Source organism: Nonomuraea sp. NPDC048901, assembly GCF_040649695.1.
In the GTDB taxonomy this organism is placed as follows: Bacteria; Actinomycetota; Actinomycetes; order Streptosporangiales; family Streptosporangiaceae; genus Nonomuraea.
The window spans coordinates 139,497-152,699 of sequence record NZ_JBEZFW010000017.1 but is presented as its reverse complement, the minus strand read 5'-3'; the positions used below and the strand labels follow the sequence as shown (position 1 = coordinate 152,699).

Sequence of the window (13,203 nt, the reverse complement as noted above, 5' to 3'; positions counted from 1 at the left end):
GTCGATCTCTGTAGTTGGGATACCGAGTCCGAGCCAATGCTCTCGGTACTGATCAACATCGAATGGGGCTGCTCGCAAGGCGTGCGCACCCACGAAGTATCGAGCTCGACGCGTGAGTTCCTCGGGAGGATCGGCCAGGTAGAGACTCACGCGAGGACGTTATCTCATCAGTCGGCACTCCGGGGCGGGCCTTGGCGGACGTCGACGATGGGCAGCAGCGTGGCCGTGACCGGGATGCCGAGTTGGTGTGGTGTGGGGCCTGCCGGGGTGGGGACATCGGACAGTCGGCTCAGGAGTTGATCGAGCGCGGCCTGCCCGTCGTCGACAGCGGCGCGTTCGTCGTCGGTGAGGGGGATGGCGGCAAGCATGCGCTGAAGATTGTCCTTAGCCTCAAGGAGTTGGGCCTTCGAGCTGTCCTTAGGGGTGTAGAAGTCGCACTTGGCGCAGGCCCTGCGGTGGGGGCACTGCTCGAAGAAGGTGTAGGTGCAGAAGCCGTGGCCGAGGTCGTAGTACTGCCAGGGCTCTCCGGTGGCGGCGGCACCGGAGGTGACGGCGTCGCGGTCGATGAGTATCTCGATGGTGCGGACGTTGCGTTCGAAGTAGCCAGCGTCTCGGTATGCCTTGGACAGAGTGTTTGGAGTGATCTTCGCGTAGTGCTGGGTGGATTTGAGGTCGCGGTGTCCGAGCCAGGCTTGCAGCTCGAACAGGGTCATCGGCTCCTTTGCGTTGTAGAGCTGCGAGGCGATGGTGGAGCGAGCTCGGTGACTGGTGATGTTGCCGCGGACATCCACTGCGGGAACCCCGGCCTTGGCGCAGAGCATGGGGATGATGCTGTCGTTGATGTAGTGCTTGGAGACGCGGCGGGCGCGGAAGGCGAACAGGAAGTCGACCTGCTCGCCGGTCTTGCGATCCAGGAGCTTCGGCTGGATGGGCCGGGCAGCTTGCCAGGCCTCGATGGCCTGGCCAAGCAGCGGGTCGACGGGTTTGGTGAACGCGGTGCCGGTCTTGTGGGTGGGAACGTCAAGGAGGCAGACGGCATCGCGGGCGAGGACCTCGTCTGAGTCGCCGGGGATCGGCATCCCATCGTGCTGCCACCGGATGCAGCCGAGACGGAGCCGGGCGATTTCGTCGCTGCGCTGGCCGGCGAACAGCCAGGTGAGCGTAATCGCTCTGATCAGCTCCATGGGGTGGGCGCGGGTGTCGCCAGTGGGCCTGTCGTCCTCGGCGAGATTGAGCCCTGCCCAAAGCAGCTTGGCCCAGATGTCGTCGGCGATGACGCGCGGGTCGGGACCGATCAGCGCCTTGACGCTTCTCGGGGTCTTGAGCGCGGTGGTGACATCGAAGCGGCGCGGGATCCACTCCCATTCCTGCAGGTCGCGGAAGAAGGTGCGGGTCTTGCCCAGATAGCCTGACTTCGTCTCGGCCTTGATCGGTTCGCCTGCGCGAGCCCGCATCCCGTCGATCCACTGAACGTGGTCTCCAACCGCCATCCGGTCCACGGCCGCAACCCAGGACGCGCAGATCTCCCGAGTCCACTGCGCGGGTTCGGTGACGTCGGGGTGCTCGGCGACGAGCCACCGCCCGATCTTGGAGAGCACGGCGCGGTAGGAGGCGCGGACCTTGGGCGTCAGGGTTGAGGTCGCATACCAGCGCTCGACCCACTCCGCCCAGGCGGGCGAGGTCCCTTCGATCGCGAACGGGCCGGGGCTGTGAACGGGCGCGGGCGCCGGGTCGACGAAGCCGAGAGCGGCCAAGGCCCGATGTACTCCGTGCAGCACGTCCTGCTGGCCGCCCATCGCGGGATCGACCCGCAGCCGCAGCAGCATGCTGGTGGACAGATCCTGCGGCCGTGGGCTGCGGTTGAGCAGCAGCATCTGGCAGACCGATGCGGCCAGATACCCCTCTCGAACGGTGTAGCCCCAGCCGGTCAACACCTCGCGGATCTGCCCGATCGCGCCATCGACCGGCTCCCGCCCGAAGATCCGCCAGGCCAGGGACGGCCGGTGAAAGCGCCCGATGCGGTCGAACGCAGTGAACTCGCCAAGGAGATAGGCGAACGCGATGAGGAACGGGCGGACGTTCGCGCCGATCTGCCCAGGCCACGTTCGCCGGAAGTTCTCCCCGTCAGGATCGATGAGGTCGATCCAGTCCTGTTCAGACCAGTCCCAGAACGAGCGTCCCAGATCACCGCAGCGGATCAGGACGAGCGCGGCCGCATCCCGCGCGAACCGCTGTCTGGCACGTCGGCCTGGCACCCAGTGCAGCGCCGCCTGTGCGTCGTCCAGCGGTCGCAGCAGCCGTCGGAGCGATGCGTGGCGGACCGAGTCCAGATTGTTTGCTCCTCCTCGCGTGCGGTGCAGCAGCTCCGAGCCCAGCTCCCGGATGCCGTCCAGCTCGAGCTCGGTGAGACGACTTCGCCGGTCGTAGCGAGCGGGGTCGATAGGCCACGGCCAGGCCTCAGCCGCGGCCGTCCTGTGAGCGGCGGCCGGTTCCAACGCGGTCACGGCGTGACCACCGTCGCCGAGTTGTTCAGCCGCGTCAGCATGTCGACGCGCCAGGCGTGAATGTGCTCCATCGACTGGTTGAGCTTGGCCGACAGGTCCCGGCCGGACAGATGGATGTACCGAAGTGTCGACTCGGTGGACCGATGGCCAGCGAAGGTGGAGATCGCGTGCAGCTCCCAGCCCATCCGGGCCAGGTCGGTCAGGCATAGGTGCCGAGTGGTGTGCGTGGAGAACCGCGGGACGCCGGCCGCGTCGGCGATCCTGCGGACGACCTTCGACCACGTCCACAACGAAATCGGCTGGCCATGATTGCGGCGTGACTCCGACAGGAACAGCGGGCCACGCGCTCGGCTGATCCGGGAACGATGGGTGAGGTAGTTCGATAACAACACCCCGGTGGCGGCCGAGTAGGGAACCACCCGCTCCAGACGATTCTTGGTGTGCTCCGCCTGGACCCGTAACGTGCGCCGGCCCGGGTCAAGGTCCTCGGTGCGGAGCGAGCACAACTCCTCCCGGCGCAGGGCCGCGTCGTAGGCGAGCGCGAGCATCACCCGATTGCGGATCGGCTCGTACCGAAGCTCACCGTTCGGCAGGTCTGATTCCAAGTAACTGACAGAAAGTCCGCTGGCAGGGCCCTCCACTTGCAGGCGTTGTCGGTCACGTATCTGATCGCGTCGATGATGTCGCGGCGGTGGTGCTTCTCCGGCCGCCCGCCTGTGCGCGTCTGGCAGGCGGGCACCGGCAGGAGAGGCTCGATCAGCGCTTACTCCTCATCGCTGGTGTCGGACGGATAACGGCGCGGGCGCATCGGCTCACGCTCGCCCGGCCTTGTTGAGCAGGCTCAGCGCCGTCTGCACCACGTTGAGCTGGCCCAGCACCAGGTTGACCCACTCTTCCTCGGGCCGGGCGGCTGCGTGTGGTGCGACCGTCGCCGACAGCAGGCGACTGATCCGGGTCAGCTCGGTGCGCATGCGCGAGCGCTCGTAGGCGATCCAGTCATCGGGTTGGGCGGAGAAGCGATAGCCGTCGTCCGGCGTCCAGATCAGCGGGGTCAAGTGGGCCATCGCCGAGACCTCCCGGATATAGAGGACGCCCTTGCGAACCTGGTAGAGGCTTAGTTTGGTGGCGCCGACCAGTTGCCGGGCGGTCAATCCGGCCGGGCGGGCCTCCAGCAGCGCGAGACGAACCTAGTCGCCACAGACGTTGGCGGCCAGGCCTCTGGAGGGCATGGGCGCTACTCGCCGCGCAGCAGCCGGGCCAGGCCCTCGTCCAGGCTCACGTCGCCGGACTCGACGGCCGCCTCCAGCCAGTCAGCGGTCGCGCGTACCCGGCCGAGATTGCGCGCCACGGTGGCCTTCTCCTCGGCGGTGAAGGCGTGCCCGCGCAGCGTCGGCAGCACCCGGCCCACCGCGGCCACGAACACCGAGCACGCGCCGACCAGTTCGATGAAGTCGCGGCTGCGTTCGATCCGGGGCAGCGCCGGGGTGCGCTCCCGGACCGCCTCGCCAGCCTGCCGGGCCTGGTCGACCTGCGCACGGTTGACCAGGTGCCGGGCGGTGGTGTCGGTCATCGCCTTGAAGGCGACCTCCGGGCGGCGCAGCAGATCGGTCGCCACGGCCGCGGCGACCTGCTCGTCACGGGCCAGGTCGTGGATGCGCTCCACCTTTTGCTGCACCGAGGTCGTGTCGGCGAATTTCTGATCGACGGCTTGCTTGGCGGCCGTGTCGGTCCACCGGTGCGTCTTTTTGTGTTTGTCCAGCGGCGGCTTGGTGATGCGCTCCCATCGCTCCTCATCATCGCGGAGCGAGGACAGCGTCTTGTGAATGTAGTACGGCACCCTGTGCTGGCGGTGCTGGGCCGGCCAGCGGGAGGCCACCCAGCGGTAGGTTTCCAGTGTCTTCACCGGGATAGAAAGATCGTCGGCGAACAGCTGCAGCGACTCCAAGACGCCGAACAGCGCCTCGCCTCGGTCCGGGTGCGCGCCGCCGTGCGGCTGCATCGGCTCGATTTCTAGCGCCAGGTCACCGAGCTCGAACTGGGAACGGGTCTGGAGTTCAACCAGCTCCCGGCCACGAGTGATGATTTGTTCGTACCGCTCCTGGCTGACGTGACCGATCATGGTCGGCATGGTCCGCTCTCCCCTCGCACGCGACGTACGGGACAACGGCGGGATGCGGACCACCAACACCAAGCATCCTATTGATCACGTTTGGTGACAATCCCTGGCAAACAAGGTCTTTATATCTCCATAAACGATCATTAACGGGATTAGAGACACCTTCTAACTTCGAGACCCACCTCGGCGACCCCGCCAAGGTCAGCCAGATGCCACAGTCTCACCTGCCGACATCCCGCGGCTGCGCCAGTTCGTCCGAGACTGGCCGCCCACGCCATGACATCTGCAATCGCGGCCTCTGCCGGTGTCAGGGCTGGCTGGGGTGAGCCGCCTTGCCAGCGGTGGCCGTCAGGGCGGTGTGGAGGTCAGCGGGGATGGCAGCGTTGGGTGGGGTCGGCTTCGGCGGTGATGCGGGCAGAGGTCTCCTCGCCCAGGCGGACGTAGCGGCCGAGGCTGGCCAGGTGCTGGTGGCGGCTCTTGGCCTGTAGCTCGGGTGCGGTGCGTCCGGCCTGCGCGAGATGCTGGAGCGCCGAATGGCGAAGCTGATGCAGGGTCCACCCCTGCCGGTGCGGGTCGAGCTTCGCGGTGGCGGTCTTGAACAGGTATTCCGCCCGCGGGTAGGACAGCCGACCGCGCCGGGTGAGGGGGCAGATGTCGCCGGCGGCAGGCGTGCGGGCTCCGGAGGTGGGGGCGCGCCGGTCGGCCAGGAACACCGGCCCGGTGGTGCGGCCGGTCAGTAGGCGGGGCAGCAGCCGGGCGGTGGCGGTCGCCCAGTGCACGTACTCGATGGCGCCGCCCTTGGAGACGACCCGGGCACGGCGGAACTCCAGGTCCAGGTCCTCAACGTTCAGGGTGAGGATCTCCTCGGCGCGGGCGGCCGTGTCGTACAGGAGTCTCCACAGCACCCGTTCCCGCAGGGCGTGCGCGGGGTCGGTGAACAGCTTGTCCAGCCGGGTGGCGGGGATGGCGCGGTCGCCGCGGCGGGCGGGCTTGCGCCGTTCCAGCCGCCGGGCGGGGTTGGTGGCCAGCAGGTCCTGGCGCTGGGCCCAGGTGGTGAAGGAGACCAGCGCGGACAGGTGTCGGTTCCAGGTGGCGGCGGCCGCGGTGGTCCAGCGGTCCATCACTGCGGCGTACTGCTCGGGCGTCAGGTCGACGACCGGATGCTCTGGCCCGGCCACGGTGGTCAGGCGGGCGAGGGTCTGGGCGTAGCCGGCGCGGGTGGTGGCTGCGGTGATGGACTCCAGGAAGCGCTCGACGGCGGCCGTCGAGCCGGTGGCGGGACCCGTGGGCGGGGTGGGTGGGCCGGGGAAGGCCACGACGGACACGGGCGTCCTCCTGGCAGGCGATGTGACACATAATGTAGCCGAGTCGCGTGCGCGGCGGCGGATGCCGAGCTGGGCGGACGCGGCTCGCCAGCGGCAGGTGTGACAGATAATACGAATTCTGTGTCACATGCATCGCGTCCGGCTGCCGTGATCGGTATGGGCTTCTCCACCCCCACCGGCAAGGCCCTCGCGACAAGTGTGTGGTGTGTCCTGGACGCGGCCGGATTCAAGGGCCAGGACGAGGAGGGCGAGCCCCGCGGTAGCGAGGACTCCTCCGGCTACCGGCTGGTCGAACACTGCGACAAGGTCGAGGTCGCCTACGAGGCGGCGGCCGGTGGCTACCGGTTCCGAGTCTGCCCAACGGCGACCCGCTGACCCTCATTAAAACGAGGCTAGAAGGTCCTGTCGAACCCGTCCTTGGCGACCTCGTGGCCGAATAGGCCGCCGGCGTTGTCGGCCAGCACGTCGGTCTGCGGGTAGGCGGCCAGCACCGGCGCTGTGATCTGGCAATTTATTTGCATATTTCGGGTTAACCTTTACAGACCTTCGGAAACGACAACCAGCAGCGTCATAAAGTCGAATCGGAGAGTTAATCAGCGATCTGGCGTCTTTGCCACTGGGGCCTGGCGAGGCTTCTTGTCCAGGGGGCGCTGATCAAGTGACACGCAACGATGTCCGCTGCTTTGTGTGGACCCGATCCAATCGAAGTAGTGCTCTTCTCCCGCGGCCACCTTGTCCTATAGAGAAGGCGTTTCATGAGTGCTCAGGATTCCAATCTCTCGTCGACCGGATTCGACTATGTCGTCGCAGTGACGCAGGACAGCATCAACGCCACCTTGGAGGAATACCTCTACAGCAGTCCGCCCGAGGTCATCCTGTGCTACATCTACGATAATAGTTTCCAGCCGACTCCGATCGATTTCGCCACATTTGTGGCCGGTGCCGGCAACACGGATCCTTTCAGCGTGCCCGACGGCACGGCGCCATCCGACGCGAGGGTGCAGAATCTCAGCAACGCCAATTTCGCGTTCGCGATCAAGGCAAAGCTGGGCATTCCGCCCGGTGTCGATCCCGCGTCGCTGCCGCCGATCGTCGTCCTGAAGGCGGGGCAGTCCAATGTGACGTACACGCTGATGTTCGGCGAGTTCGTCGCGACGGAGATCACCTACGGTCCGCATGGGCCGATGGCCTGGTTCAACCAGTCGCAACCGTCCGGCACGAGCTGGACTTTCTCCGGCGCCGTCGACCTGGACTTCCAGGACACCTCCTTCACCAGCCTTCCCTCGGACGCGCAGAAGCGGCTCAAGGACATCGGCGACCCCGACATGTTCAGCGTCCAGCAGCTCTACTACGACCTGAACAGCTCCGACCTGGAGCAGGGCTTCCAGTTCAACAACGTCCCGACGAACAGCGCCCTCAACGCGTTCATGACAGCCGACTTCATCAACACCTACTGGAAGGCGCTCGGTGGCGAAGAGGTGCTCGGCTACGCCGCGACGCAGGTGGCGCAGACACAACCGACCTCGCTCGCGGTGACGGACCTGAACTTCTTCACACCGGACGCCGTCGGCTCGGACAACGCACCGCTCACGCTGAACTACCTGTGTGCCGTCAACAACGACCAGCTGCCGGATACCACGCACGCCGGGTTCGGCTGGAACTGGATCGAGCCCGGCGAGACATCCCAGTACGACGGCGTGGCCGCTCTGAATCGGAACGCGTTCGCCAACTATCTCCTCAATACCGACAACAATGGACAATCACTGGCCGCATACATCCAAGGGAATTGCCAGAGGCCTGAGGCGACCGTCCAATGCAGCGGTCAGGAGGCTGAATATTTCTATATGTATTTCTTCCCCGGTGACCCGACGATAACCTGTCCCCCGTCCGGCCCGGTCATCCTCTCCTGCAACTACAAGAGCGCCATTTCTGACAAGTGTGGAGGCCCCCTCCTCGGCGGGTCCATACAGATCACCATCACCTACGACATGGCGGTGAGCGTCCAGGGCAACACGATGACGATCACCCAACATCTCGTCGGCTACACCTACATCACATATCAGGGGAGCAGCGATGGTGGCAATGTCGTCGACAAAAGCATCACAGACGTCTACACGATAGGGGTCGACGACACGGGCCAGATCGTGACTGCCCTGCAAAGTTCGACTCCGGTCGACAATTCAAAGACGCCCGGAGTGAACGGCTTCCTGAACTGGTTCACGAACATCAATGATCTCCTCGATTGGGCGACCGACGCCGTGCGAGGATGCACGGCGACAAGTTTCGCGGATGTCCCGGTCTCGTTCCTGCAGAACTTCGTCTTCCCGGGCGGATCGTCGTTCGTGTTCAACGACGCCGTTTTCTCGGACAACCAGGACCTCGTCGGTCACATCACGTACGCCGACCCGACACTGTGACTTCTTTCTCGGATTTCTGATCCCGATTTCCGAGGTAGTTCCGGACAATCCTCGAGCGGGCGGCGCGTGCCGCCGCCCGCCATGGCCGAAAGCGCTGACATTCCCATGAAGATCTCTTTCGAGTCCGAGCTGATGGAGAACCACAAGGCCGCCGTGGTCATGGCCCCCGACCAGGCTTTCGAGGTGCTCCAGTCGCAGGACGGCGACGCGCTCTTCTTCTCGATCGGAACCGACAACGTCTGCTATCTCACCCGCGAGGTGACCGAGACCCCGACGGGCTGGAACAGGATCGACCTCAGCAGCGCACTGTCGGCGAACCACGGCGGCGCGGCGGTGACGGCCAAGGCGTTCGCCGTCACTCAGAACGCCCAGACCCTCGCCATCGACATCGCGCTCGCGGTGACCGTTGGCGGCGCGGACGCCCTGTACCTCTCCCTCGGCAACGCGAACACGGACGCGGCCTGGGCGGACGGGGTCACCTGGACGGCCGTCCCGTTCGACGCGGGCACCGCACCGGACCCCCTCGTCATCGCCGACGTGAACATCATGAACATCCCCACGCCCGGCGACTCCGGTGCCGCCGAGAACATCATGGTCGACATCCTGCGTTGGCCGAATGACCCGTTGCGGCTGCTCGATCGCTACTACATCACCCCGGGCACGTCGCCCCACTGGAACCTGCACAAGCTCACCGCCGACCTCGCCGCCGGCAGCATCGTGAACTGCCTCGGGCAGCGGCCGAACGACCCCCGTCCTGACTTTCACATTCCCGGCATCTACACCTTCGGCACGATCAGCGGCGAGCCGCAACTGCTCTTCACGCCGCAGTACAACTACGAACGGCCCGGCAATGCGCCCACCCCCGCCCGGCTGACGCCGCCGCCGGGAACCAGCGCGATCGCATCCGCGCTCAATGGCTCCGGCGTGACCAACCTGTTCGTGGCCGCCGCGGACGGCCTGTACCTCTTCACGCCGGACAACCAGCACGACCGGGCGACGCCGGTCCAGATCGTGACCGACGATCTCATCGCAGGCGCCAACACCCTCGCCGCGGTGACCGACGCCAACCGCACCGCGGTCTGGGGTCTCGGCCCGCAGGGCACCCTGTGCTACGTGAGCTGCCCCGCGGGCAGCGAGGCGGACCCGGCCGCGTGGTCGACACCGGTGCCGTTGCTGCCCACTGCGGCGCAGTTCGCGTTCTTCCTGAACCTCGGCGCCGGCAACAACGTCCTGTTCGCCGACGTGGACGGCCAGGACCTCATCCAGCTCACCCAGGACCCGTCACCACCGACTGGCTCCAGCGCTCCATCCTGTTGCCCGCCACCGACCCGGACGACGTGATCGCCTTCAACAGCTTCACCACTCACGTCACCGTCACCGACGACAGCGGTCTCGCGGCGCCGAACACCGCGGTGGCGGTGACGGCGACCAGCCCGGTGAGCGTCTACCTGAACGACGTGTACCACCTGCTCTCGACGACCGTGCCGGTGAACACGACCACCGACGCGACCGGGGTGCTGACCGTCGTCCAGGAGACCCAGTCCCTGGCCGCCGTCTGCTTCCACATCGTCCTGACCGAGACGCCGGACGTCGTGGCCGAGGTCAACCCCATGAGCAAGGCGACCGCGACGCTGGACGCCGTACAGACCGGTGACGACCTGCGAGCCGTCGTGGTCACGAACGCGGACGGAACGCAGCAGCCGCTCGTGCCGTCCAGCGTCGCCACAGCGGACAGCGACGCGGCGGCCAAGGCCGTCGTGCAGTTGATGAACATCAATGCCGGACTGCCGCAGGACGGCTCCCCGCAGGGCTCCGGCGACTTCGCCATCCCCACGGCCAGGGCCGGCGCCATACCGCAGGTGTGGGGCATCTCGTTCGCCGGCGGCGGGCTCACCTATCACGAGGGGGCCGACGCCGTCGCGCACCTCGCCCCGCGGGCGTTCGGGGAGGCCCCTCTCGGCATTGGTTCGGACATCTCGGTGGCGATGGGTGACTTCTTCTCATGGCTGAAGCACTGCTTCGAGGATGTCGAAAGCTTCCTCGTGCAGGAGGTCGAGGGCATATACCACTTCGTCGCGACGATCGCCGGCGAGGTCTATGACGTGTTGCTCGACTGCGTCGCCGCGGTGGCGCACGCCGTGGAGTTCATCTTCAACAAGATCAAGGTGTTCTTCGAGGACCTGATCAAGTGGCTGGGCTTCCTGTTCGCCTGGTCCGACATCGTGCGCACGCACAACGTGCTGAAGAACATCTTCACGCGGTATCTGGCGAAGTGCATCGACGGGCTCGGCGACGCCGAGACCCAGGTGCAGAACACGTTCATCCAGCTGCAGGGCTACGTCAACACGTGGGCCGACCTGCCGAACGACATTCCGGCGAGCCTGGGCGGCACCACCCGCAGCAGCGCCATGGCGGCCGCCACACCGGTGCCCGGCCAGGACAGCCCACAGAGCAACTGGGGGCTGCACCAGCTGAAGAGCAACGCGACCAACAGCACCACGACCGCCCAGCCCAACCAGGGGGTCACGGGTGACGTGACAGCCACGCTCCAGCCGCTGGCGGACGCCCTGGGCAGGGAAAAGGACATCCTCGAGCTCGCCTTCCACAGCTTCAAGACCGACGTCATCGACAAGATCGACCAGCTCTCGTTCACCCAGCTCGTCGAACAAGCGATCGCGATCATCACCGACGCGCTATTGCAGAGCATCGAGAACGTCCTGATCGCGGCGATCAACGTGCTGGCCGAACTCGTCGAGGGCATCCTGGAGATCCTGAACGCGACCATCGAGATCCCCGTCCTGTCGTGGCTGTACAAGAAGATCTCCGGCAACGACCTGAGCCTGCTCGACGCGGCCTGCCTGGTGGCCGCCATCCCGGTCACGATCGGCTACAAGCTCATCGCCGACGCTGCGCCATTCCCCGACAACGCCACCACGACCGCGCTGATCGACGCACCGGACTTCGCGACCATCCGGCGGATCTGCAACTCCACGCCCGCCCCATCCGCCAGGCCGGCGGCGGCCGAGCAGATCCAGACCTCAGTCAACGACATCCTGGTGCTCACCGGTGGTGTCAGCTCCGTGGTCGGAGCGGTGTCGCTGAGCGTGTTCCAACCGCTGGCCAAGAAGTACCGGCAGAGCAAGGTCTTCCCGATCCTCAACGGCCTGTCGTACCCGCTCTACGTGTCTCCCGACATCATGGGCCAGATCCCCGACCTGCAGAACCCGCAGTGGTGGGCCATCACCAACCAGGTCATCGCGGATTTCATGACCGTGAAGGCAGTCGTAGACATGGGCGTCGGGCTGACCGCGCAAGAATCGGCCGCGGACAAGGCATGGAGCCCGGTCTCTCCCTTCCTGGACTTCGGCGCGAACTTCGTGTGGTTCGTGCCGACCCTCGGCGCGTTCGCATATTCGGAGGCAGACAAGGTCGACGAATTGAACGTCTGGGGCGGCACCTGCTTCAACCTCAACGGCATGATGTCGCCGGTGCTGGCGGACGACAGCGACCCCGCCTCCTGGGGCATCGCGGTCGGCATCGCGACAGTGCTCAACCTCGCCTACGGCTCGATGTCCTGCTCGGCCAGCGCCCTGACGTTCAAGTCCTGAACCACGGGCAGCCAGCCGGCAAGCTGCAGGGCCTGCTGGAACACCTCGCCATCCCCTACACCGGGTCCGGCGTGCTTGCCAACGCCCGGCGATGCACAAGACCGCCGCCAAGACGATAGTCGCCGCGCACGGCGTCAGCGTCCTCGTCCTGCCCGGCCACGTCATCGACGACGAGAGCTCCTGCCGAGGTGGTCGCCAAGGACCTGGCCGACGCTATCGAGCTGCCGGTCATCATCAAGCCGGTCTCCGAGGGCGGCTCCATCGACATGCGCCTGGCCCGCGGCGAGCACGACCTGGCCACCGCGATGGACGAGCTGCGCCATGACCGCACGCCTCCCGCCCCGGAAGTTGCCTCCTCCTGGTCCTGGCGGGTCACATCACCGCCGCAGTCGCCCGGCGCAGCGGTCTCCAGCCGCCACCGTCCAGTTTGGTCAGCTCCGCCTCCACGTCGACGGTTACCAGGGCGCGCTGATCGTCACAGCTCCGGGTCGTCGTCGGCGGTGGGGTCGCGCAGGTCCCGCAACCGGCCGGGCAGTTCCGGCCGGTCGAACGGGTACGTCCCATGAAAGTTGATGTGTTCCCACTGCAGCGGTGACAAGTGAGCCCTGATCTCCGGGCCGATCTTCATGCCGCCGGCGGCGAGTTTCTTCACCGCGGCGTCGATATACAGCGAATTCCAGAAAATGATCGCGTTCAAACCGAGGCCGAGCGCGCCAAGCTGGTCCTCCATACCGCGTTCATAACCCCTGCGCAACTGGCCGTGATGGGCGAAGAACACCGCCCGCGCCAGTCCGTTGCGGCCCTCCCCGACGTTCAACTGGGCACCCATCATCCTGCGGTAGTCCTCCAGGTGAGCGACGTGCAGCAGGTGCATCGACTTGAAAATCCGGCCGTAGTGCGCGAACGCGTGGCCGAGGCCAGTGGTGCGGCCGTTGGCCGTCATCATCTTGATCAGGTCGTAGGCGCGGACCTTGTTGGTGACCAACGAGCCGGCGACCTGGAGCATCTGCGGCCAGTGCTGCTTGATCAAAGCGATGTTGACACGGCGCAGGTTCAGCTCGGTCAACCGTCCGTACCCGGCGGCCGCCGGGGTGGTGCGCTTGTCGGCCGCTCCGACGTCGGCAGGATCGATCCACCACTGCTGAGCATCGCCGATGTCGGCGATCCGGGGCGCGAACTGGTAGCCGCAGATCGCGAACAAACCGAACACAATGTTGGAATATGACGCCGTAT

At 66.1% G+C, this 13,203-nt stretch carries 11 protein-coding genes and 1 pseudogene; 4 read left to right on the top strand and 8 right to left on the bottom strand.

Going from position 1 to position 13,203, the window contains the following annotated elements:
* Positions 1–167: 167 nt before the first annotated feature.
* From AB0C30_RS43795 to AB0C30_RS43770, 6 genes and pseudogenes are all read right to left on the bottom strand, one after another.
* A complete protein-coding gene (locus tag AB0C30_RS43795; protein WP_357955308.1) occupies positions 168–2,504 on the bottom strand; it encodes a tyrosine-type recombinase/integrase in 2,337 nt (778 codons plus the stop codon).
* Complete coding sequence (locus tag AB0C30_RS43790) at positions 2,501–3,109, bottom strand: site-specific integrase (RefSeq protein ID WP_357955306.1); 609 nt, start codon at positions 3,107–3,109, stop codon at positions 2,501–2,503. The genes AB0C30_RS43795 and AB0C30_RS43790 overlap by 4 nt, the downstream gene beginning before the upstream one ends.
* Positions 3,110–3,120: 11 nt before the next feature.
* Positions 3,121–3,264 (bottom strand): annotated as a pseudogene (locus AB0C30_RS43785) (transposase); the annotation flags it as partial.
* Positions 3,265–3,316: 52 nt separating this feature from the next.
* Positions 3,317–3,655 carry a hypothetical protein gene (locus tag AB0C30_RS43780; RefSeq protein WP_357955304.1) on the bottom strand — a complete coding sequence of 113 codons (339 nt, stop codon included), beginning with the start codon at positions 3,653–3,655 and terminating at the stop codon, positions 3,317–3,319.
* 83 nt (positions 3,656–3,738) lie between these two features.
* Entirely contained in the window at positions 3,739–4,632 is an 894-nt protein-coding gene (locus AB0C30_RS43775; RefSeq protein WP_357955302.1) for a DUF6192 family protein, read from the bottom strand.
* Positions 4,633–4,985: 353 nt separating this feature from the next.
* Complete coding sequence (locus tag AB0C30_RS43770) at positions 4,986–5,945, bottom strand: site-specific integrase (RefSeq protein WP_357955300.1); 960 nt, start codon at positions 5,943–5,945, stop codon at positions 4,986–4,988.
* Between the two features lie 120 nt (positions 5,946–6,065).
* On the opposite strand from AB0C30_RS43770, the gene AB0C30_RS43765 reads away from it, so the two are divergent.
* From AB0C30_RS43765 to AB0C30_RS43750, 4 genes are all read left to right on the top strand, one after another.
* On the top strand, positions 6,066–6,320 hold the full coding sequence (locus AB0C30_RS43765; protein ID WP_357955298.1) for a hypothetical protein: 255 nt from the start codon (positions 6,066–6,068) through the stop codon (positions 6,318–6,320).
* A gap of 380 nt (positions 6,321–6,700) precedes the next feature.
* Positions 6,701–8,362 (top strand): hypothetical protein, encoded by a 1,662-nt coding sequence (locus AB0C30_RS43760; RefSeq protein ID WP_357955296.1) that lies wholly within the window; start codon positions 6,701–6,703, stop codon positions 8,360–8,362.
* Positions 8,363–8,467: 105 nt separating this feature from the next.
* Positions 8,468–9,703, top strand: coding sequence for a hypothetical protein (locus AB0C30_RS43755; protein ID WP_357955294.1), 1,236 nt, complete (start codon positions 8,468–8,470; stop codon positions 9,701–9,703).
* Entirely contained in the window at positions 9,676–11,970 is a 2,295-nt protein-coding gene (locus AB0C30_RS43750; RefSeq protein ID WP_357955293.1) for a hypothetical protein, read from the top strand. The genes AB0C30_RS43755 and AB0C30_RS43750 overlap by 28 nt, the downstream gene beginning before the upstream one ends.
* Before the next feature lie 55 nt (positions 11,971–12,025).
* Here the strand turns inward: AB0C30_RS43750 and AB0C30_RS43745 are convergent, their stop codons facing one another.
* Together AB0C30_RS43745 and AB0C30_RS43740 are read right to left on the bottom strand one after the other, a co-directional pair.
* Positions 12,026–12,301, bottom strand: coding sequence for a hypothetical protein (locus tag AB0C30_RS43745; RefSeq protein ID WP_357955291.1), 276 nt, complete (start codon positions 12,299–12,301; stop codon positions 12,026–12,028).
* Between the two features lie 144 nt (positions 12,302–12,445).
* Positions 12,446–13,180 carry a Tn3 family transposase gene (locus AB0C30_RS43740; RefSeq protein ID WP_357955289.1) on the bottom strand — a complete coding sequence of 245 codons (735 nt, stop codon included), beginning with the start codon at positions 13,178–13,180 and terminating at the stop codon, positions 12,446–12,448.
* Positions 13,181–13,203 lie beyond the last annotated feature (23 nt).